Source organism: Isoptericola sp. Y541, from assembly GCF_059445465.1.
Genome location: NZ_JCAIUJ010000001.1, coordinates 1 through 20,545, shown reverse-complemented (window position 1 = coordinate 20,545; position 20,545 = coordinate 1). Strand labels below are relative to the sequence as shown.

Below are 20,545 nucleotides of genomic sequence, written 5' to 3'. Positions count from 1 at the left end.
GATCCCGCTCCCCGGACGCGCTCACCGCCGGGCGGCGGCGCGCAGGGGAGCCGGGGTGACGAGGCGTTGCACGACGGCGAACACGCCGTCGAGCACCAGCGCCAGCAGCGCGACGAGCACGCCGCCGGCGAGCACCTGCCCGTACCGCTGCGTGCCCATGCCGAGCGCGATGATCTGCCCGAGGCCGCCGCCGCCCGCCAGCGCGGCGAGCGGCACGGTGGCGCTGACCTGCACGACGGCGGTGCGGATGCCGGCGGCGACGAGCCCGGTGGCCAGCGGGAGCTCGACCCGGGTGAGCACCTGACGGCCCGGCATCCCGAGGCCGATCGCGGCGTCGCGCGCCGACGGGTCGGCCCCGCGCACGCCCTCGTACGTGTTGACCAGGAGCACCGGGACGGCGAACAGGGCGGCCGCCACCACGGTGGCGCCGTCGCCGAACAGCCCCGCCGTGGCGAGCAGCAGGATGATGCCGAGGGTGGGGACGGCGCGGCTGGCGTTGGTCAGCCACACGGTGACGCCGCCGCCGCGGCGGCCGTGGCCCAGCCCGGCGCCGACCGGCAGGGCGACTGCCGCGGCGACGAGGACGGCCGCGGCCGTGAGCAGCAGGTGCTCGCGCCCCAGCTCGAGGATGCCGCCGGGGCCGGTCCAGCTCAGCGGGTCGTTGAGGTAGGCGACGGCCTCGTCCACGACGCCGGCGCGCACGCCGCTCATGCCGACCTCCCGCGCAACCACGGAGTGAGGGCGCGCCCGGCGGCCCACAGCACGAGGTCCAGCACGAGCGCGAGCACGACGCAGGCGAGGGTGGCCGTCACGATCTCCGCCCGGTAGAAGTTGTTGCGGAAGCCCTGGAACATGAGCTGCCCGAGCCCTCCGTAGCCCACCACGACGCCCACGGTGACCAGTGCCACCGTCGTGACCGTCGCGAGCCGTAGCCCGGCGACGATGCTCGGCAGCGCGTTCGGCAGCCGGACCTGGGCGAGCACCTGCAGCGGGCCGTGACCCACCCCGCGGGCGGCGTCGACCGCCGCCGGGTCCACGCCGTCGAGGCCGGTCACGGTGTTGCGCAGGATGACGAGCAGCGCGTACAGGACCAGCCCGAGCAGGACGGGCTGGCGCCCGATGCCCATGATGGGCGCGAGGATCGCGAAGAGCGCGAGCGACGGGACCGTGTAGACCACCGCGGCGGCGCCCAGCAGGGGGCCGGCGAGCCAGCGGACCCGGGACGCGATCAGCCCGAGGGGGATCGCGATGACCGCGGCGATCGCGACCGCCTCCACCGTGAGCAGCGCGTGCTCGGAGGTGCGCGCCCACAGGACGTCGGCGTTCGCGGTCACGTAGGACCACGAGAACCACGGGTTGTCCGCGGCGGTGGCGATCATGTGCTCGAACTTAGCGGGGCCCACCGACGGCCCGCGCGCTGCCGGCCCGGCGCGCCGCGGCCCGGCGTGTGGGACGCCCTCGATAGCCTCGCTCCCATGCCCGCCGCCCACCCCGCCTCGACGTCCGGCGCCACCTCCCCGTCGAGACCCGCCCGTCTGTCCGCAGGCATCGAGCTCGACTCGGTCCGCAAGGCCTACCCGGACGGCACAGTCGCGGTCGAGGGCCTGAGCCTCACGGTGGAACCCGGCGAGGTGCTGGCCCTGGTCGGCCCGTCCGGCTGCGGCAAGTCGACCACGCTGCGGATGATCAACCGCCTCGTCGAGCTCAGCTCGGGGCGCGTGCTCGTGGACGGGGCGGACGTGACCCAGGTCGACCCGGTCGCCCTGCGCCGCCGCACCGGTTACGTCATCCAGGACGTCGGCCTGCTGCCGCACCGCACGGTGGCGGCGAACGTGGCCACCGTGCCGCGGCTGCTCGGCTGGGACCGCGCGCAGGTGCGGGCGCGGGTGGACGAGGTGCTGGAGCTCGTGGGCCTCCCCGCGGGGCAGTACGGCCGCCGATACCCGCACCAGCTCTCGGGCGGGGAGCGACAGCGCGTCGGGGTGGCGCGGGCCCTCGCGACCGACCCGCCGGTGCTCCTCATGGACGAGCCGTTCGGCGCCGTCGACCCGGAGCGCCGCCGGGACCTGCAGCACCAGGTGTCGCGCATCCTGGCCGAGGTCGGCTCCACCGTGGTGCTGGTGACGCACGACGTCGACGAGGCGGTGCGCCTGGGCGACCGGGTGGCGGTGCTGTCCCGCGGGGGCCGGCTGGAGCAGGTCGCGTCGCCGCTGACCGTGCTGGCGCACCCCGCGACGGACCGGGTGCGCGACTTCGTCGGGTCCGGCGCGCACCAGCGCATGCTGGCGCTCGCCCGCGTCGAGCGGGAGGACCTGGAGGACGCGAGCCTCGTCGTGCAGCCCGCGCCGCGACCCGTCGCCCTCGGGGCGACGCTCGCCGACGCGTTCGAGGCCGTCGCCGCGCTCCCGACGTCGTCCCAGGGCCGGGTGCCCGTGACGGGCGAGGGCGGGGACGTCGTCGGTTCGCTCACGGCCGCCGGCATCCTGGGCGGCCTGCGTCGGGCGGCCGACGCCGCGGCGCCCGAGCCGTCGCATTAGGCTCACCGGGTGACTTCCACCCGCGTCGGCCTCGCCACCTGCTCCGCCCTGCCCCAGCTCGACAGCGACGACCGCCCGCTGCTCGCCGCGCTCACCGAGCGTGGCGTGGTGGCCGAGGCCGTCGTGTGGGACGACCCGGATGTGGACTGGTCGGTGTACGACCTCGTCGTCGTCCGTTCCACCTGGGACTACTCGCCCCGCCGCGACGAGTTCCTCGCGTGGGCCGAGCGGGTGCCGCGCCTGGAGAACCCCGCCGAGGTGCTGCGCTGGAACACCGACAAGGGCTACCTGCGCACCATGGAGGACGCGGGCGTGCCCGTCATCCCGACGATCTGGCTCGACCCCGACCGCCACCTGTCGAAGCGGGCCGTGCACACGCGCATGCCGGCCTTCGGCGACTTCGTCGTCAAGCCCGTCGTCAGCGCGGGTGCGCAGGACGCGGGCCGCTACCAGCCTGTCTCCGCGCAGTCGCGGGCGCTCGCCATCAAGCACGCGGTGGACCTGCTCGACGGCGGGCGGGCCGTGATGATCCAGCCGTACGTGACGTCCGTGGACACGGCGGGGGAGACGGGTCTCGTCTTCGTCGACGGCGAGCTGCGGCACGCGGTGCGCAAGCACGCGCTGCTGACCGGCCCGGCGCAGGCCTCCGAAGAGCTGTACGCCGCGGAGCGGATGACACCGGCCGTCGCCACGCCCGAACAGGTGGACGTGGCCGAGAAGGCGCTCGCCGTGGCGCGCGAGCAGGTGGGGGGCGAGAGCCCGTTCCTCTACGCGCGCGTGGACCTGGTGACGCGGGACGACGGCATGCCGCTCGTCATCGAGCTGGAGCTCACCGAGCCGTCCCTGTGGATGCAGCACTCCGGCACCGCCGCGACGCTCGACGCGTTCGCGGACGCGATCGTCGCGCGGGCCTGACGCCGCGCGGCCGACGAGAAAGGCCCACCGCGGTCGAGGGCGAACCCTCGACCGTGGTGGGCCTTGTCCTGCTGGGGTGGCTAACCGGGCTTGAACCGGCGACCTCCTGGACCACAACCAGGCGCTCTACCGACTGAGCTATAGCCACCATGACCGGCTGCTTGCGCACCGGCCGACCAGAAGCATACCTGCTCCGAAGGGCTGGTCAGGAACCTGCGGCCAGCCGGGTGACGGACGTCTCGCTGATCCGGGCCGCCACGGCGCGCACGGTCGCGGTGTCGGGGCCGGGCGGGGGCACGAACAGGGCCTCGCGGTAGTACCGCAGCTCGTCGATGCTCTCGAGGATGTCTGCGAGGGCCCGGTGGCCGCCGTCCTTCTTGGGGGAGGCGAAGTACACGCGCGGGTACCAGCGGCGGGCCAGCTCCTTGATCGACGAGACGTCCACGATCCGGTAGTGCAGGTGGCCCACGAGCGCGGGCATGTCCCGGTCGAGGAACATCTTGTCCGTGCCGACGGAGTTGCCGGCGAGCGGCGCCTTGCCCGGGTCGGGCACCCAGGCGCGGACGTAGTCGAGCACCGTCTGCTCGGCCTCCTCGAGCGACACGCCTGCCGGCAGCTCCTCGATGAGTCCGGAGGTGGTGTGCATGTCACGCACGAAGTCGTTCATCTGCTCGAGGGACGCGGTCGGCGGGGAGATGACGACGTCGACCCCCTCGCCGAGCACGTTGAGCTCGGAGTCGGTGACCACGGCGGCGACCTCGACGAGGGCGTCGGCGCGCACGTCCAGGCCGGTCATCTCGCAGTCGATCCACACGATGCGTTCGTTCGGGTTCGCAGGGCTCACGGGGTCAGCCTACGGTCCGCGCGCGGGCCCCCGGGTCGCCGCCCCGGACATGACGAGGGCCCCGGTGCTCCGGACGGGTTCGGTGTGAACCGTCCGGGCCCCGGGGCCCTCGTGGGGGTGGCGTCTGCCGGTCGGTGGTGGGCCGGCGGCCGCCTGCGGGTGTCATGCGTTGAGCCAGTTGTACAACCACCGGGCGATGCTCGTGCGCCGTCGGCGGGTGTTCGGCTGCGGGCGCAGCTTGCGCTGCTCGCGCAGTCGGAGGATGGTGCGATGGCGTTCGGCCTCTTCGAGGCGTTCACGCTGGATGGCCTGCACGAGAAGCAGGTTCTCCGGAGGGAACATGATGGTGATTTCCTTCGTGACGTGGGTCGTTGGTCCGGGCCAGGGACCACCCGTGCGACCGGTGTAGGACCGGCCGCGCGTCACCGCGGTGCAGGCACGAGTCTGCCGGGCGCCATACCGCGGACGCACGGCTTTTTCCCAGGTGGAGCAGCGTTGCTCCACGGCAGCTGATCGGTGCCCCCGGCAGGATTCGAACCCGCGACCCGGTCATTAGAAGTGACCTGCTCTATCCAACTGAGCTACGGGGGCAAGCGAGCAGAGTTTAGCCCAGCACGTGCTGGCACTGACCAGGCCAGACGAGGCATTCAGACGTAGAGCAATGGAATACCCATCCGCTAGTCTTGCGAGATGGCGCAGCATCACACCAAGGACAAGGGCGACCTCGGTGTAGCCAAGGCGCACGCGGACATCGTCGGTCAGGGCTTCGTCGTGCTCTTCCCTGCGACAGCGCACGCGCCGTTCGATCTCGTCGCCTACGCGGACGGTGCCTTCCATCGGCTGCAGGTGAAGTATCGCGCGGCGCGTTCCGGTGCGATCACGGTCCACTTCCGGTCGGTCTGGAACGATGGCCAGGGCACTCACGCCGAGCCGGCGGACAAGGACGCGATCGATATCGTGTGCATCTACTGCCCTGAGACCGACGAGTGCTACTACATCCGGCCACACGCCCATGGAGCGTCGGTCACGCTCAGGATCACGCCGAGCAGGAACGGCCAACGAAGCGGTGTGCTCGACGCCGCCACGTTCCGCAACCTCGCCGATCTGGTCTGCCATCGCTGACACCAGATCTGACCGGTCCGCATCGGACCGGTCCGTGCGGTGCTCGTGCTACGGGCGGGGCATCGCCGCCGCGTCGGCATGATCGACCAGCTCCGGCCCCTCGCGCCGGATGCGCTCCATGCCCCAGCGGCCGAGCGGGGTGGGCGCTCGGCCACCGACCGAGCTCACATTGATGATGCGGCCGGTCCGCTCGGCGCGCCGCACCGTAGGCCGTGCTGCCGCGGGAGTCATGGCAGGCAGGGGAGGGGTCTCAAACACTCGACGAAGGTGCACCGGTGCCAGCTGGGCCCGGTGCGTGATCCGATCAGCCGCGTGGCCTGATCGTTCGGGGGGCGGCCTCCGCCGGCGAGGGCTCGCGGTGGACGGCGACGGCGGCGACGACGAGCCCAACGCCGACCAGCTCGGCGGCGGTAGGGATCTGCGCGAGGACGACGACGCCGATGACGGTGGCGGTCGCGGGCAGCAGCGCGGTCATGAGTGCGTAGGTGCCACGGGCGAGGCGCCGCATGGCCAGTTGGTCGAGCGCGTAGGGGATCACCGACGAGGTGACGCCGACGCCGACCGCCGCGGCGAGCGCGACGGGGTCGACGAAGGCGGGGACCGCGTCCGCGACGCCGACGGGGAGGGCGACGACGGCGGCGATCACCATGGCCGCGGCGAGGCCGTCGATCCCCGCCAGGTGCTCCTGCCGGGAGACACGATGGCCGATCACGATGTAGCCGGTGAACAGCGCCATGTTCACGAGCGCGAAGACGAAGCCGAGCGGTGCGCCGGCCAGACTCACCTCGCTGAGCGCCGCCACGCCGAGCACGGCGAGCGCGAGCGCGGCGACGTTGCGGGTGCTCCGCATGGCGATCGCGGCCAGCAGGATCGGGCCGGCGAACTCGATCGCGGCCACCGTGCCCAGGGGCAGTGCGTCGATCGCGAGGTAGAAGCTCGCGTTCATCAGGGCCAGGAGGGCGCCCCAGGCCGCGACCGTGAGGCGTTCGCTCCGGCTGGCGGTGGCCCACGCACGCCACGGTCGCCGCCAGACGGCGAAGACGACCCCGGCGGTCAGGATGCGCAGCCAGGCCACGCCGAGCGGCTCGACCCGCGCGAACAACAGGACGGCGAACGACGGCCCGAGGTAGTGGAACACCGCGGACCCGACGAAGAAGAGCTCGGGTCGCACGCGGTGGGTGAGCGGGCGAGGTGCCCGCGCCCTTTCGGTCATGCTTCTCACCTCCGACCCGCCTCCTGCCCGCACCCGGCGATGCCGAGGGAGAGAACGCTTCCTGCCATGCTAACGTCTTAAACGTCAATAGAACATTAGGAGGCTGAAGGTGGCGGAGCCCGTCGATCTCCGTCCCGGTCCTTACCGGGGCACCTACAAGCTCGTCGGCGGCAGCCCTGCGCTGGACTTCGCCAACCTGGTCAGCTACCGCGGCACCGAGCGGGAGCATGACTGGCTCGACCCGGCCACGAACGCGGCGCGGTGGGCGGAGGTCTCGGGGCTGCCCGCCCCGACCGACGAGGAGCGCGCCGGTCTGCCGGCGCTCCGGGAGCTGCTCGCGCGCGTCTTCCTCGCCGTGGCCGATGGGGCGACCCCCGACGCCGCCGGCATCGACCGGATCGGCTCCCTGGCCGCGGACGCTCACGCCCGCCGCCGCCTGCGGTTCCCGGCCGGCGCGTCGGCGGGGCGCTGGGTCGACGCGGCCCCGACTCTGGTCGGGGAGCTGGCCCTGGACGCCGCGGACCTGCTCGCGTCGCCCGAGCGGCTGAGCAGGATGGCTGCCTGCCGGGAGTGCCGCTGGCTGTACCTCGACACCACGCGCAACCACAGCCGGCGCTGGTGCGACCCGGCCGACTGCGGCAACCGCACGCGGCAGCGCCGGCACTATCACCGGTCCCCGGAGCCCTGACCGGCGTCAGGGGCGGGGCATCGCCGCCGCGTCGGCGTGGTCGACCATCTCCGGCCCCTCGCGCCGGATGCGCTCCATGCCCCACAGGCCGAGCGGGCCGAGTGCGTCGTTGAGGGCCCGCCCGTGCTCGGTGAGCGAGTACTCCACGCGGGGCGGCACCTCGGCGTAGACGGTGCGGACCACGAGGTCGTCGGCCTCCATCTCGCGCAAGTGCTGGGTGAGCATCTTCTCGCTGACCCCCGGCAGGCCGCGCCGCAGCTCCGCGAACCGCCGGACGCCATGCTCGTCGAGCTCCCAGAGGATCAGGCCCTTCCACTTGCCGCTCACGACGTCGAGCGCGGCGTCGATGCCGCAGACGTAGGGGCCGCGTCGGTTCGTCGATGCCATCGTCGTCGTCCTCCCGGGCACTTCCCTTTCGGTAAGTACCGCAGCAAATAGTGCGTACTTCACAGGGTGTCGGTACCCCCTGAGCATGGAGGTACTCCGACCCGACGCACCAGAGGAGCCCGCACAATGACACACCAGCCCGCACCGGTCACCGTGATCGGCCTCGGCCCGATGGGCCAGGCGATGACCCGTAGCCTGCTGGCCGGCGCCCATCCGGTCACGGTCTGGAACCGCACGCCGGCCCGCGCCGACGGCGTGGTGCGCGCCGGCGCTGCCCTCGCCCCCACCCCGCGCGCGGCGCTCACGGCGTCCGACCTGGTCGTCCTCAGCCTCACGGACTACGCGGCGATGGACGACGTCCTCGGCGGCGCCACCGAGGCGCTCGCCGGCCGCGCCCTCGTCAACCTCAGCTCCGACACGCCGCAGCGCACGCGGGAGGCCGCCGACCGGGCGTCGGCGCACGGCGCCGGGTTCCTCACCGGGGGAGTGATGAGCCCGGCCCCGACGGTCGGTACGCCGGCCGCCTACGTCTACTACAGCGGGCCCCGGGAGCTGCTCGACCGCCATCGCGACGCGCTCGGGCGGATCGGCGAGCCGCGGTACCTCGGCGCCGACCCCGGGCTGGCGCAGCTGATGTACCAGGCGCAGCTCGACGTCTTCCTGACCGCCCTGTCCGCCCTGATGCACGCGACCGCGCTGGTCGGCACCGCCGGCATCCCGGCGCGCGAGTTCCTCCCCGAGGCGCTGACCACGCTGACCGACATCCCCCAGTCACACCAACACCGACATCAACAGTCACACCAACGGTAACAACAATCCCACAAACCACCCCAAAACCCCTCACTAGTACCCCAAACAACAAACCACACCCCCAACCGGGGTACCAGTGGGGTTGGTCCAACTATAGCCATTGCGGCTTTCCCTGCGCTGCTTTGACGATGTGGTCTGACGCGGTGACGACGAATAGCGCCGCCGTCATACCGTCCGAAATGAGTGCGGCGATCGCCACCGCCCCGTGACGCGGATTCATCGCTGCTGCGCGGTGGAACGCCCAACCGGCCCAGAGAGCCACCGGGGCTGCGAGGACGAATGAGGCTATAACCCTCAGGCCTCCCCTCGGCGGTCCCGTGATGGCGCGATCTGCGATTCTCGTGAGATGGCAGTCCTAAACACCGCTCCGCGATCCCCATCAACGGTGACGACCATGCCATCGGTCAAGGTGTCAAGGGCGTTGATCGTCCCCAGCACCGCCGGCCTTCCGTATTCGCGCGCGACGATGACTGCGTGCGAACCGGGGCTGCCGATGTCGACGATGATGGCGGCGGCTCGCTGGAACAGTGGCGTCCACGACGGATTGGTGTAGGGAGCAACAAGGACATCGCCCTCGCGGAGACGTTCGAACTCGCGTTCGGACCGGATGAGTCGGACCGGACCACTGGCAGTCCCGGACGCTCCCGGAACCCCTGTCAGCAAGGCATCTTTCACCCTTGCCCGCGAGGCGACATAGCGCGGATCCTGCAGCGGCCGCCCTTCCATCTGCTCGGTGATCGCCTTCCGATCGATGATCAGATCTCGCAACCGCGCGATGTCGGCCGCGGTTGGTGGCCAGCTGAGATCAAGATCCTGACGCCGGAGCCAGAAGATCTGCTCTTGGTCCGCCAGCACTCCCGCCTCTACGAACCGCCGACCGTATTCGATCAGGAGCCGCCTCACCACGGGTCGTGCCATCGCTGAATAGAAGTGGGTGTCCTCACGGAGCTGCGTGTAGTCGCGGGCACGGCCCATCTGACGTTCAACGAGATGGCGAACAGAACCGATCCGGAGTGCAGGATGCCGGAAAAGTCGCCGCTCGGCCCTCGCCACACCGACCTGCTCCGTTGGGATATCCGCCGAGTCAATCATGCCCTTCAATAATGCAAAGACTGTTGCGGGTGAATCGCCCCAGCCGGGCAGGCTGGCGTAGAGGGCCAGCGCTTCACGGTGTCCATACGCGGCCAGAAACTGGTCGAACGACACCAGGAATGCTCGTCCGGCGGGTAAATCGGCAAGGGCCTCACCCAAGCTAGCCGCATCGGTATCGCTGAACATGCCCACCAACTCCTGATCGGACCGCACCAGCCGGGCCAGATCCGCCAGTGCTTGGTTGGTCTCCGCAGTCTTGGTCTCGGTGCCTGCGGCCAAGGTTCCGAACTCCTTGTGCAGGCCCAGCAGGCCAAGGGTGATCATGAACTTTGCCGAGGCAATCGCCCCGCGGGCCATGAAGCGAGTCCGAACCTCCATCATCACCACGTCGAGCAGCCCAAGGGCGTCCCGCAAGGCAGGCATCAGGTCGGTGTACGCCAGTTGCTCCAGATCACGGTCCAGTGCATCTCGCACGCCAGCAAAGAATCGACGCATGCGCGGATCGCTCAGCAAGGCCTGGCTGCTGTAGTCATCGCCCTGGATCACGCTCTTGATCAGCCGGACCGGGGTGCGAAGTCCGATGTGCATGATCGGCGGTGCGAACGAGACGGCAACACCGTTTTCCAGCTTCATGACCCGCTGGAACGGGGACAGGCCGACGCCCATCGAACCGGTGAAGACACACACTCCTTGATAGACGTGCGGTGTCCACGTGCTGACATCCATCGGGGTCGGCCGCACCGGAAGGAGCTCGGCGAACATCGCCGCGGTAATCCGTTGCCGAGGGTCTATCCTTAGTGGCTCTGGCAGGGCAGTCATCGGTCTTGCCTGCACAATTGAGAAAGCCCCGTCGGCGAGGGTCCATTCGACATCCTGCGGCGAGCCGAAAAGATCTTCGATCTGTCGCCCGAGCCGCGTCAGCTCGCGTACCTGTTGACGGTCGAGTACAGGAGCCGTCGCGACCTCCCCCACGGACTCCGTGGTGCCGCCGCCTGGTGTGGAGCGGACCACGACTTCGGCACGCCCCAGGTTCATCTCGCGGCGGCGGCCACTCTTCTTGTCCACCAGATAATGGTCCGGCGTCACCTGGCCGGAAACGAGGGCCTCTCCGAGGCCGTGGCTGGCATCGATCACTAGCTTTCCCCGGTCTCCGCTGACCGGATCGACGCTGAACATCACTCCGGCGTATTCAGAGTCGATCATCCGTTGCACGACGACCGCCATAGTGACGTCCGCACCGTTGATACCCAACCGTGCGCGATATTCCACGACACGATCGGTCCAGAGGGAAGCCCAGCACCGCCGAATGGCATCCACCAATGCGGCCTCACCGATGACGTTGAGAAAGGTATCGTGCTGACCGGCAAAGGCGGCTCCCGGTAGGTCCTCGGCAGTGCCGGACGAACGGACGGCGACAGCCCCGCCACCGAAGCGTCGATAAGCCACAACCACCTCCTCGGCCAGCTCGCGCGGTGGTTCGAGCGCGATCAGGTCCTCGCGCAGCGCGGACAGACTCTCCGAGTCGTGCGGGCCCTCGAGGCGACCGAGGAAGCCAGCCTTCGAAAGGGTGAGCCGATAGGCGTTCGTGGTCACCACGAACCCGGGTGGGACTGCAATCCGAGCCTGAACGAGGGCGCCCAGATTGGCTCCCTTGCCTCCGGCCAGCGACACAGAACCTCGGTCGACGGCCGTGAGGGGCAGGACAATCTGGTTGTGATCCGTTGACACTTCTATCTCCTTGGTTGTTCCTGTGCGAAATGGGCTTGCTGCGGGGTGTCAGACGACTTCGAGGTTGGCCATCATTCCCATGTCTTCGTGTTCGGCGTTGTGACAGTGAAAGAGGTAGCGGCCGCGGTAGCCCTCGAACCGGGTGATGATCTCCGCGGATTCGCCCGGGCGCAGCGAGATGGTGTCCTTGAGGCCCGCGTCCTGAGACAACGGCGCTCCGCCGCCTCGTGCGAGCACACGGAAGCCGACCAGGTGTAGGTGGACGGGGTGGTGGACGTCGGCGGCCAGACGCCACACCTCAACATCGCCGAGATTTGTGATCACATCCGACCGGGCGGGGTCGAAAGGTTTCCCGTCGATCAGCCATCCGTGTTCGCCATCCATCCGCCCGGCATTGAACGTAAACTCGCGCACCCTGGCGGCATCCGACCGACGCCATGTCGGCAGATCGCTGGCTAGGACTGACGGAGTACGGCTCGTATCGGTGACGGTGCGTGCGATCCGGAATGCCATCACGTCGCGCGTACGCCCAGAGCCCAGCCGGTTGATGAGTCTGACGCGGCCGCCGACCGGCACGCCGGCGAAATCGATGATCACGTCATAGCGTTCAGCCGGAGCCATGCGCAAGAGACGGTGGGTGACTGGCGCCGCGAGTAGACCCTGGTCGGCACCCACTTGGACCAGGTCGAGCGGTCGTCCGTCGTCGGTAACCGCTTCGAGCTCATAGTGCCGGGCGTTCGAGGCGTTCAGAAACCGCAGCCGGTACCGCGCCGTGTCAACCTCATGGAGGGGCCACGGGGCGCCGTTGACGAGGATCACGTCTCCGAGGACTCCGGCGAGAAAGGGCCCGCGCACCCCGGGCGGCTTTCTCAGGGTGGGATCGATCGAGGGGTATGTGAGGGTGCCGTCGGCGGCGAAGGCGCGGTCGGCGATCATGAGGGGCAGCTCGTACTGCCCGGCGGGGAGGCCGAGTGAGTCTTCCGCGTCGTCGCGCACGACGTGCATTCCGGCGAGGCCCCGCCAGATTGCGGGACCGGTGAAGTCCATCCGATGGTCGTGATACCACAGCATTGTCGGTCGCTGCTCCGACGGATACTCATAGTTGCGTGTCAGCCTGGTCACCACCGCCCGATGATCGCTCAAGTCCTGCATGTCGTGACCGTCCATGTCGTGGCCGGCCATCTGACGTGGACCCTGGCCGGGGAGCGCTGTGTCCTGCCTTTCCTCAGGCAAGATGAAGTCGGTCGGGTACCCGTCGGAGCTTGCCGGAGTCCGGCCACCGTGCAAGTGCACGACCGTCGGAACGGGCAGCTCATTGCGATGTGTCACCGTGATCGGGTGGCCGCGGCGCGACTCGATCGTCGGCCCAGGGAAGGTGCCTGCATACGTCCACATCGGCGTTTTGACACCGGGCAGGATCTCCAGGATCGCTTCGCGCTGGCTGATCTCGTAACGGTCGACACCGCCCGAGGTGCTGACCGGCGTCAGCACCGCGGGAATCGGCAACGGCACCTGGAACGCGCGTGGTTGCGGCACCGCGCTGCGCAGCTCGTCACCGGTTACCGAGGGGCGGTGGGAAAACACGGCCGCGGCCGACAGCCCAGTGATCGCCGTCAGCCCGAGTGTGCCGCCGATGCCCAGCACCTGACGTCTGGTCACCCCGCGGGCACGATCAGCTCGGCCGTCATCCTGCTCACTCATCACTCGCGTTCCAGTTCTGTCTTGGTGCGTCTCCGCTGGCGTCGGGTCCGCTCCCGCGGCCGGAGGAGCCGAAGCCACACGGCGATGAACATCACGGCAATCGCCACGATGATGATGGCCCCCAGCGGCAGGTGCAGCCACAGTGCACCGTCCATCCCGGCGAAGTACTGCACCGTCTCGGCGGCAACTATGGCGAACGTGAGATATAACGGCCAGCTTTGACGCAGCCGAACCCAAACAAAGATCGCCACGACCAGCTGCACGTAACCAATAGATGTGGCGACGTTTGCGCCGACCTCGTGCCAGTGCAAGCCGTCGTAGCTACCGCTAAGGAAGATGCCGGCGAACACGGGCTGACCGAAGATCGCAACCAAATGCAGGCTGACGACTGCCCGCAATACCCACCCGCTGAGCGCTCTCTGGCGCGTGGCATCGGAGGGTGCCAGCACCGCCGGGTCACGCTTGTCGACTGTAGTCACCACGGACGCCGGCTCCTTCTCTCTCGTCTCGGACTCTTGGTTCTCGCCGACTTCGACACTATGATCAACGGGATCTTCTGTCCAAGATCAATATTGCTATGAAGGTATATTGGTCCTGACATGATCTCGGTGCCGATGTGCGCCGGGAAGGCGACGAGGAGACGTCATGGATCTGAACACGCTCAGGCAGTTCCTGGTGGTGGCGCGGCTGGAGCATCTCAGTGGCGCGGCAGACGAGCTTCACGTCGCACAGCCGTCCTTGAGCCGCACCATCGGCCGGTTGGAGCACGAGCTGGGTGCCCCGTTGTTCGATCGCACCGGCCGGCTCCGGCTGAACGACACAGGCAAACTGTTTCGCGGTTATGTCGAACGCTCGCTCGGTGAGCTCGACGCGGGGCGGCGAGCCGTCGCTCATGCCGCCTCCGACGGCGTCGGCACTGTGAGGCTGGCGTCGGAAACGTTCCAAACACTCACTGGACCACTGGCGGCCTACAAACGGGCGCATCCCACCATCGAGATTGAGCTTCAGTGGTCACCGGCCGAAGAGATGGCCCGGCGTTTGCGAGCCCAGAGCGTTGACCTGTGCGTTGCGTCGCAGCCGATCGACGCCGAGGGATTGGAATCGATTCAGCTGCTCGATGAACCAGTGGGTGTGGCCACACCACCCAATCATCCACTGGCCGGCCGCGCCCCAGTGAGCATCGACCGACTCGCCGACCAGCCCTTCGTCAGCGCACGTAAGGGGCACTGGCAACGTCGACTTCTCGATCAACTTTTCGCAGCACGGGGACTCACACCGAAGATCGTCTGTGAAGTCGACGAACTCAGCTCCATCGCCGACCTGATCAGCGCGGGACTCGGAATTGGGCTCGTCCCCGCCATCGCGCAACGTACCTCTCACCATCCCTCTCTCGTCTGGAACGTCGTCGACAGCCCGGACTGCCGCCGCACGCTTACTCTCTTCTGGGCCGCCGACAGCCGCTTGCCGCCCGCCGCCAGCTTGATGCGCACCACGATCACCAACTGGGACTGGCCCGGTAGTGAACGGCAGGAGAAACGTGGATGACTGCCCGTCCGCGTGGTCAGGTAATATCCGTATCGCCTGACCTTTGATCCCAGACGGGCAAGTGGCGATAGAAGTTCCCGATCTTGCGTACCCAGTCAGCCCTCGTTCGGGCGTTTCCGTAACGCCGCTGCGCACCTTTCGGGTGTGGCGGTATCGATCAGGGTGATGACGGCCGTTGACGGCTACCGATTTCTGCTGAACTCTGTCGTGGCCAGTGATGTCGACCGAGATGCAGCGTCCGCGCTGATGAGATATTACCTCGAGTCGGGCACACCTCCAGATTCATGGCTTGAGACCGGCCTCGCGGATTCTTCCGGTCCTGTCGCGCTCGGCAGCGATGTTCGTGAGGAGCAACTGCGACGTCTCATGGGGTATGGGCAGGACCCGAACACGGGAGAACAGATTGGCCGGCGGTATCGGCGGTTCGCAACCGCGGCTGAGCGAGTAGAGCGACGCCTTGAGAAGCTCACGGAGACCCTCACCCCGACTGACCGGGCGGCGCAGACCGCGTTGATCGAGGCTGAGGAATCGGGTAAGCACGACGGGTGCTCCGGTCGCAGGGTTTGATCTGACATTCTCTGCTCCCAAGTCCGTCTCTACCCTGTGGGCGGTTGCCGATGGTGGGACGCAGGCGCTGATCGCTGGGGCATCATGCGGCGATCAAGGACGTGATCGTGCTGGTGGAGCAGGATGTGGCGATGACGCGTGTCGGGGCGAAAGGGCCTCGTGGCGCGGTCGCGCAGGTGGAGGTTCGGGGCGTGATCGCCGCCGCTTACGACCATTACGACTCGCGGGCCTCGGACCCGCAACTACACACGCATGTGGTCGTCGCGAACCGTGTCCAATCCGTTCGGTTCCGCAGGAGTGGTTAAGGCGCGAGGCATCGGAACGCGTCCAACCTATGTGCGCGCGAGCAACCAGTAGAGTCCAGCGGCCACCAGTACCACAAGCAGGGGGACCAACGCGCACCACAGTGCCACTCGTTCTTTCAGCTGCGGCAGCTGCGGAGCGACGAAGTAGAGGGCCGCCAGGGCGAAGACCGCGGCTGCGACTAGCTCGCCGGTGCCGAGGTTCAAGTACTTGCGGCGAAGGCTCTCTCTTCCCTGCATTCATGCAACCACCCTAGCTAGACGACCACTTCGGCAGGTAGTCCTCGTTCGGATAGCGGGCGATTAGACCAGTGCCCGGTGCCAGGCCATCCGCGTGGGGCAGGCATCTACAGACGAGCAGTTGTCATGACGACTGCCGCGACGAGCGCGATGAACGCTGTTCCCAAGAAGAACACCTCGATGCCCATGGTTGCTGCAACGACTCCAGCGGCGGCATACAGCAACGGACCGGCACCGAGCGTAAGAAGAGTGAGGATTGCGGTGACGCGCCCCAGCAATTCCACTGGAGTGGATTGTTGAATCTGGCCGTGGCAGATGACCATTGTGAAACCCGTGGCCACGCCGAGCACCGCGCCGATGGCCAACGCCAACCAGGGGGTCGCAGCGACTGCAAGTGCGCCCAAGAACACAATCGTGACGCCTATAGATGTCAATACCGTCGTTTTGCCCATGACGCACTTGGGGAGCACTGTGCACGCGAGGGTGGCGGCCAGACCGCCAATGCTGAACGCCGAGAGCACTCCGCCGGCGGCTTCGGCCGACCAGTGACGTTCCTGCACCAGCAGCACAATTCCGACCGCGACCGGCCCCGAGAACGGAAGCTCCGACAGCGCCGTTGCGAGTATCAAACTGCGCAGACGGTGCTCCCGGAGCTGCGACAGCGTGGGGCGGATGCCGAACCCGGCGGGGACGACAGGCTGGGCTGAGGACGGTGGCTGCCGCAGCTTCACGGTAATCAGCAGGGCCACAGAGATCGCGAACAGCGCAGCGATGGCGGCGAAAGCGGCCGGCACTCCCACCGTGATCAAGACAGCCCCAGCAGCAGGGCCAACTGTGTTGCTTACCCGTAGCCCGGTGATCCGCCAGGCTTGAAGTCGTTTCAGTTGGTCTGGAGGCACCAGATGGACGGGCATCGCTCCCACTGCTGGCAGAAAGAAAGCATCGACTATCCCGAATACAACGGCAACCACGGCTAGCCACCCGGGCAGCACACCCAGCAGCGCTCCGAGCCCGGCGGCCGCCAGCATTACGAGACACCGCAACCCATCGCTGCCGATCACTAGCCGCCGCGGGTTCATCCGATCAGCGAACACGCCCCCCGGCAGCATCAATAGCGCACGAGGGATCGCCCCGGCCGCCAAAATTAGGCCGGACCCTAGTGGGCCGCCGGCCTCCGCGGCAGCCCAACTCAACACCACGAAATACATCGCATCGCCCGCTACCGCCGATGTGTATGCCAGCAACCATCGAGCCGCGCTCCAGTCATGCTCTACCTTCACGGCTGTGGATAGAGCTGAAGGTGTGCAATGACGGGCCGAGCGGAATCCGATCCGGGAGGCGGATATTGCCGGTATTTCTCGATGACGCCAAGCAGATCGGCTTTCAACGAGCCCAACCCAGCACTGTCCAGAATCAGTTGATGATCCGAAAGCAACGTCGAATCTAAGAGGTTGATCCTCGGGGCTGGTTGTTGCACCTTGGTATCCTCCGGAATCGTGAGTGTGATTTCGATTCGGACGGCGCGGGCACCGTGCTTGCGTAGCCGTCCTATGAACGTCACGATAGTGAATAGGCGGAACCGATTGCCGTATTTTGCCGTCAGTGCGTGTTTGGCCTCGCGGAGCTGCGAGGACGGAAGTGTCCTGGCATGGCCGGCGTGCCAGTCCCCGATGGGCTCGCCGTGGAAGGTGGATTGTGCGATCTGCACGTGGTCGTTGCGGCCGATGCGTCTGATCTTCCACGATCTGCTTGGTGTGTAGCCGTACCAGCGTCCGTTGGATGGTGCGAGCCAGATTGGCGCACTGACCGCCGATCCGTCGGCGCGGAAGGTTCTCAGTGCGAAGAACTGATCGTCGCGTGGGTCGTGTTGAAACTGCAATGTGGGCATGGGGCTGGTTACTGTTCTGGCCGCCAGAAGTCGCAGTGGTGGTCGGCGCAGTAGGGCGCTGGTCGGATGGCGTGATGATCGAGTCGAAGGACGGGCTCATCGCCAGTGAATTGCGGCCAGGGCGGCGCATCGGGACCGTTGGGGTTTCCGGTGTGCGCGAACGTGGTCCAGTAGTCGGCCATGGTGTTGGCGAGACGTTGTTGTGCTCGAGTGAGAAGGTTTCTGCCGCCGAGGTCGAAGAGGTAGGGCAGGTCTGAAGCGTGTGCTGCGCCCATGGGTAGCCCGGGAATGTTCATCCCGTTGATGTTCGGCGCGGTGCGGTCGGCGAATTCGTAGGCGTAAACAGGGATGTGTTGGGCCATGAGCCGATTCCCCATCAAGGTGTCGGATGCCCAGGACGCGTCGGTGGTGATCGCCGACCAGGCCATCGCGGGCGACTGATAGTCGGCCAGCGGGTAGCGGGCGGCGACCTGGCTGGCATTGTCGCCGAAGGCGTTGCGCAGCAGTTGGGGGTAGCGCTCTTCGGTGATCGGGTCGTGCATGCTGAGGCCTCCGATGAAGGGGCGCATTTCATCGCGGGTGCCGCCGGAGATCACCGGGACACTGTGGAACCGGCCGAGGCGAATAGCCTCCGCTGGATCGAGTGGCAGCAACGGCGTCTGGTAGGCGAGGTGGTTGGCGAAATCCTGCGTGTGCTCGACAAGCTCGTCGGCCGGCTTCCCGCGCAGGAGCTCGAGCGCATCGGGCCCGATGCATCCGACCAATTCCGCGACGCGTGCGCCTGTCGCCTCGACCTCGGCCAGTTCGGCGTAGGGGGCGTGGGCCGGCGAGGCAGGGAACATGATGCCCTTGGGCCAGTGCAGCATGCCGGATCCGGACTGGAGGATGGCCTTGTGGAAGAGGCCTGTCGTCACCGGACTGGTCAGCAACGCGCTCGCGCTCATCGAGCCTGCGGATTGGCCGAACAGGGTGACATTGTCGGCGTCGCCACCGAATGCCGCCGCGTTGCGTTGCACCCATTGCAGCGCGGCGATCTGATCGGCGAGTCCGAAGTTTCCCGACCCGGGCAATCCGGGGTATCCGAAGTAGCCGAAAACGCCGAGGCGGTAGTTGATGGTCACCACGATGACACCACCCTGGCTGGCCATTCGTTGCGCGTCGTAGAGGCCACCACCGTCCCTGGTGTAGCCGCCGCCGTGCAGCCACACCATCACAGGAATCGGTTCGCCGGCGGCTTGCGCGGGAGTCGTGACGTTGAGGAACAAGCAATCCTCCGAAGACATGCTTGCGAAGGCGCCCTGTTGTGGGCTGAGCTTGGCGGGCTTGGTGGCGTCGGCGACGCCGTGCCATGGTTGCACGGGTTGCGGTAGTTGCCAGCGCAGCGGTCCGACCGGTGGCGCGGCATAGCGGATGCCGGTGAAGACCTGGGTGGTGCCCGCGTCAACACCGCTAATCAGACCGGAGTCGAGGCGCACCACCGGAGCTTCGCGCCGTGCACGTCCGGGACCTCGTGATCGTCTCACGTGGCTGTCCTCCCTTGGGTCGCACTGCCGGCAGAGTCGGCCGCGCGGGTGCGAAGCTCGGTCCATAAGCCGACGTGAGTGAAGTAAAGGTGCTGAATGAGCTGCAGGAGTATGAATGTGCCGGCCCACAGTGCACCGGCAAGCCCTGGGACGACATCCACGGGTAAGGCGTAGGCCATGATCACACGCACCGCGGCGTCAGCGATCAGGCCAATACCCCAGAACACGGTGACTACCCGCCACGTACGGCGAAACCGAGGTTCGTTCTGCCAGATTTCGTCCCAGGCGTGCACGGCCAGTGAAGCTCCGAGCGCCGAGCTCCGCAGCATCGCCCGAGCGATGGAGAAGGCGAACGGTCGCGCAAACCGCAAGCTCACCAGGAACGCGACGCCGATCGCCGCGGTGAACCAGGCTTCTTTCGCGAGCAAGAACCGTGCGCTTCCAGTGACGAACGTCAGGACAACACTGCCAGCCAGGACGATCAGCACGAAGACGCCGACCGCATCCACCCTGCGCTGGCGGATCGCGCGGTACGCAATGGCCACAGTCGTGGGTATGCCCGCCAGAATCAACGCCAGCACCGGATCGATCCCGGCCGCTCGCAGCAGATAGAACCCTGCGACGGGAACCACGAGGTCCATGAGCAGGGTGACTAGCATGCCGCCCGTGCCGGTCGACTGGACCCGTGCGGAGTCACTCATGTCGGTCCTCACCTTTCCGAGTGGCGACGTCAAACAGAGTCACCAGTTCGTGAATATAGCCATCGAGATCCAGTTCGGGCTGGTGAGCGAACAGGAAGGTGGGACCCTCGACCGAGCGTTGCACGCTTGTAGCCATCACTCGGATATTGAAATCGCGGAACTCCCCGGTCTCCTGGCCCCAGCACAGGATGTGCTCAATCGCAGAGGCCGCCTCCCGTTCGGAGTTCTCGTCGTAGTCGAGGCCGCCGCTCACGAAGATATTCATCAACGCCTGCATCTGTGTACGGTGTGTCGCGGAGAACCGAACATTGCTCTCGACATAGGTGCGCAGTGCGGCCGTCGCGGTCGGCTGCCCCTCGAGCCGCGCGGTCATGAACGCCTGCAGCTGCGTGTACACCGTGACCACGACCTGCTCGACGAGGTCGCGCTTGCTCGCGAAATGATACGAAATCAGACCGGTACTGGACAGTCCCGCGCGCCCCGCGATCTTCACGAAGGACGCGCCCGCGTACCCCTCGGCCGCGATGACCTCGATCGCCGCGCTGACGATTTGCGTCCTACGTGAAGTTTCCACCGGAGTTGTTGCTTGCATGAGCAAAAAGGTAGCTTGCTCAACCAAGCAATGCAAGTCGACAGATCGGAGGGCGACCGACGAACGCAGGCCGGTGTCATACGGTCCAAGCAACACTCCTGGTCAGCGGGCGTCGGACCGGAGGCTTGCTGGGTGGGCGCACGGGTGCTG

General features: G+C 67.5%; 23 protein-coding genes and 2 tRNA genes. 8 read left to right on the top strand and 17 right to left on the bottom strand.

The features are described 5' to 3' along the window. Nucleotides 1-21: 21 nt before the first annotated feature. Together AC1C2V_RS00125 and AC1C2V_RS00120 are read right to left on the bottom strand one after the other, a co-directional pair. Nucleotides 22-711, bottom strand: coding sequence for an ABC transporter permease subunit (locus AC1C2V_RS00125; RefSeq protein WP_495387550.1), 690 nt, complete (start codon nucleotides 709-711; stop codon nucleotides 22-24). After that, a complete protein-coding gene (locus tag AC1C2V_RS00120; RefSeq protein WP_495387549.1) occupies nucleotides 708-1,379 on the bottom strand; it encodes an ABC transporter permease in 672 nt (223 codons plus the stop codon). Before AC1C2V_RS00120 ends, AC1C2V_RS00125 begins: the two co-directional genes overlap by 4 nt. 96 nt (nucleotides 1,380-1,475) lie before the next feature. On the opposite strand from AC1C2V_RS00120, the gene AC1C2V_RS00115 reads away from it, so the two are divergent. Beyond that, nucleotides 1,476-2,537, top strand: a complete 1,062-nt coding sequence (locus AC1C2V_RS00115; RefSeq protein ID WP_495387548.1) for an ABC transporter ATP-binding protein — start codon at nucleotides 1,476-1,478, stop codon at nucleotides 2,535-2,537. Between the two features lie 9 nt (nucleotides 2,538-2,546). After that, entirely contained in the window at nucleotides 2,547-3,452 is a 906-nt protein-coding gene (locus AC1C2V_RS00110; protein WP_495387547.1) for an ATP-grasp domain-containing protein, read from the top strand. Between the two features lie 72 nt (nucleotides 3,453-3,524). On the opposite strand, the gene AC1C2V_RS00105 is transcribed toward AC1C2V_RS00110, so the two are convergent. From AC1C2V_RS00105 to AC1C2V_RS00090, 4 genes are all read right to left on the bottom strand, one after another. Continuing rightward, nucleotides 3,525-3,600: transfer RNA gene (locus AC1C2V_RS00105), tRNA-His, on the bottom strand. 57 nt (nucleotides 3,601-3,657) lie between these two features. Next, entirely contained in the window at nucleotides 3,658-4,296 is a 639-nt protein-coding gene (gene orn, locus AC1C2V_RS00100; RefSeq protein ID WP_495387546.1) for an oligoribonuclease, read from the bottom strand. Nucleotides 4,297-4,458: 162 nt separating this feature from the next. Next, nucleotides 4,459-4,800: a hypothetical protein gene (locus tag AC1C2V_RS00095; protein ID WP_495387545.1), complete on the bottom strand. Its 342-nt coding sequence runs from the start codon at nucleotides 4,798-4,800 to the stop codon at nucleotides 4,459-4,461. Nucleotides 4,801-4,813: 13 nt separating this feature from the next. After that, nucleotides 4,814-4,887: transfer RNA gene (locus AC1C2V_RS00090), tRNA-Arg, on the bottom strand. A gap of 99 nt (nucleotides 4,888-4,986) precedes the next feature. Here AC1C2V_RS00090 and AC1C2V_RS00085 point away from each other — a divergent pair. Further along, entirely contained in the window at nucleotides 4,987-5,418 is a 432-nt protein-coding gene (locus AC1C2V_RS00085; protein WP_495387544.1) for a group I intron-associated PD-(D/E)XK endonuclease, read from the top strand. Between the two features lie 48 nt (nucleotides 5,419-5,466). On the opposite strand, the gene AC1C2V_RS00080 is transcribed toward AC1C2V_RS00085, so the two are convergent. Both AC1C2V_RS00080 and AC1C2V_RS00075 read right to left on the bottom strand, forming a co-directional pair. After that, complete coding sequence (locus tag AC1C2V_RS00080) at nucleotides 5,467-5,649, bottom strand: hypothetical protein (RefSeq protein WP_495387543.1); 183 nt, start codon at nucleotides 5,647-5,649, stop codon at nucleotides 5,467-5,469. A gap of 73 nt (nucleotides 5,650-5,722) precedes the next feature. Continuing rightward, nucleotides 5,723-6,631, bottom strand: a complete 909-nt coding sequence (locus tag AC1C2V_RS00075; protein ID WP_495387542.1) for an EamA family transporter — start codon at nucleotides 6,629-6,631, stop codon at nucleotides 5,723-5,725. A 109-nt stretch (nucleotides 6,632-6,740) separates the two neighbouring features. On the opposite strand from AC1C2V_RS00075, the gene AC1C2V_RS00070 reads away from it, so the two are divergent. After that, nucleotides 6,741-7,319, top strand: a complete 579-nt coding sequence (locus AC1C2V_RS00070) for a CGNR zinc finger domain-containing protein (RefSeq protein WP_495387541.1) — start codon at nucleotides 6,741-6,743, stop codon at nucleotides 7,317-7,319. A gap of 6 nt (nucleotides 7,320-7,325) precedes the next feature. On the opposite strand, the gene AC1C2V_RS00065 is transcribed toward AC1C2V_RS00070, so the two are convergent. Further along, entirely contained in the window at nucleotides 7,326-7,706 is a 381-nt protein-coding gene (locus AC1C2V_RS00065) for a winged helix-turn-helix transcriptional regulator (RefSeq protein ID WP_495387540.1), read from the bottom strand. Nucleotides 7,707-7,832: 126 nt separating this feature from the next. Between AC1C2V_RS00065 and AC1C2V_RS00060 the strand changes: the two genes are divergently transcribed. Next, nucleotides 7,833-8,516, top strand: a complete 684-nt coding sequence (locus AC1C2V_RS00060; RefSeq protein ID WP_495387539.1) for an NAD(P)-dependent oxidoreductase — start codon at nucleotides 7,833-7,835, stop codon at nucleotides 8,514-8,516. A 294-nt stretch (nucleotides 8,517-8,810) separates the two neighbouring features. On the opposite strand, the gene AC1C2V_RS00055 is transcribed toward AC1C2V_RS00060, so the two are convergent. The 3 genes from AC1C2V_RS00055 to AC1C2V_RS00045 are packed head-to-tail and all read right to left on the bottom strand — an operon-like array spanning nucleotide 8,811 to nucleotide 13,516. Next, nucleotides 8,811-11,336: a PEP/pyruvate-binding domain-containing protein gene (locus AC1C2V_RS00055; protein WP_495387538.1), complete on the bottom strand. Its 2,526-nt coding sequence runs from the start codon at nucleotides 11,334-11,336 to the stop codon at nucleotides 8,811-8,813. 48 nt (nucleotides 11,337-11,384) lie between these two features. Beyond that, nucleotides 11,385-12,980 carry a multicopper oxidase family protein gene (locus tag AC1C2V_RS00050; RefSeq protein WP_495387537.1) on the bottom strand — a complete coding sequence of 532 codons (1,596 nt, stop codon included), beginning with the start codon at nucleotides 12,978-12,980 and terminating at the stop codon, nucleotides 11,385-11,387. 56 nt (nucleotides 12,981-13,036) lie between these two features. After that, complete coding sequence (locus AC1C2V_RS00045) at nucleotides 13,037-13,516, bottom strand: hypothetical protein (protein ID WP_495387536.1); 480 nt, start codon at nucleotides 13,514-13,516, stop codon at nucleotides 13,037-13,039. A 166-nt stretch (nucleotides 13,517-13,682) separates the two neighbouring features. On the opposite strand from AC1C2V_RS00045, the gene AC1C2V_RS00040 reads away from it, so the two are divergent. From AC1C2V_RS00040 to AC1C2V_RS00030, 3 genes are all read left to right on the top strand, one after another. Further along, a complete protein-coding gene (locus tag AC1C2V_RS00040) occupies nucleotides 13,683-14,582 on the top strand; it encodes a LysR family transcriptional regulator (protein ID WP_495387535.1) in 900 nt (299 codons plus the stop codon). 144 nt (nucleotides 14,583-14,726) lie between these two features. Then, on the top strand, nucleotides 14,727-15,149 hold the full coding sequence (locus tag AC1C2V_RS00035) for a relaxase domain-containing protein (RefSeq protein WP_495387534.1): 423 nt from the start codon (nucleotides 14,727-14,729) through the stop codon (nucleotides 15,147-15,149). Between the two features lie 131 nt (nucleotides 15,150-15,280). Next, entirely contained in the window at nucleotides 15,281-15,454 is a 174-nt protein-coding gene (locus AC1C2V_RS00030) for a relaxase domain-containing protein (RefSeq protein WP_495388411.1), read from the top strand. A 344-nt stretch (nucleotides 15,455-15,798) separates the two neighbouring features. On the opposite strand, the gene AC1C2V_RS00025 is transcribed toward AC1C2V_RS00030, so the two are convergent. From AC1C2V_RS00025 to AC1C2V_RS00005, 5 genes are read right to left on the bottom strand one after another with little or no spacing between them, the layout of a single operon-like run. After that, nucleotides 15,799-16,971: an MFS transporter gene (locus AC1C2V_RS00025; RefSeq protein WP_495387533.1), complete on the bottom strand. Its 1,173-nt coding sequence runs from the start codon at nucleotides 16,969-16,971 to the stop codon at nucleotides 15,799-15,801. After that, nucleotides 16,968-17,579, bottom strand: coding sequence for a PPOX class F420-dependent oxidoreductase (locus tag AC1C2V_RS00020; protein WP_495387532.1), 612 nt, complete (start codon nucleotides 17,577-17,579; stop codon nucleotides 16,968-16,970). The genes AC1C2V_RS00025 and AC1C2V_RS00020 overlap by 4 nt, the downstream gene beginning before the upstream one ends. An 8-nt stretch (nucleotides 17,580-17,587) precedes the next feature. Then, the gene (locus tag AC1C2V_RS00015; protein ID WP_495387531.1) at nucleotides 17,588-19,054 is read right to left on the bottom strand and encodes a carboxylesterase/lipase family protein; all 1,467 of its coding nucleotides are present in this window, start codon (nucleotides 19,052-19,054) and stop codon (nucleotides 17,588-17,590) included. A 44-nt stretch (nucleotides 19,055-19,098) separates the two neighbouring features. Continuing rightward, nucleotides 19,099-19,803, bottom strand: coding sequence for a VC0807 family protein (locus AC1C2V_RS00010; RefSeq protein ID WP_495387530.1), 705 nt, complete (start codon nucleotides 19,801-19,803; stop codon nucleotides 19,099-19,101). Continuing rightward, nucleotides 19,796-20,395, bottom strand: coding sequence for a TetR/AcrR family transcriptional regulator (locus AC1C2V_RS00005; RefSeq protein ID WP_495387529.1), 600 nt, complete (start codon nucleotides 20,393-20,395; stop codon nucleotides 19,796-19,798). The genes AC1C2V_RS00010 and AC1C2V_RS00005 overlap by 8 nt, the downstream gene beginning before the upstream one ends. Between the last annotated feature and the right edge of the window lie 150 nt (nucleotides 20,396-20,545).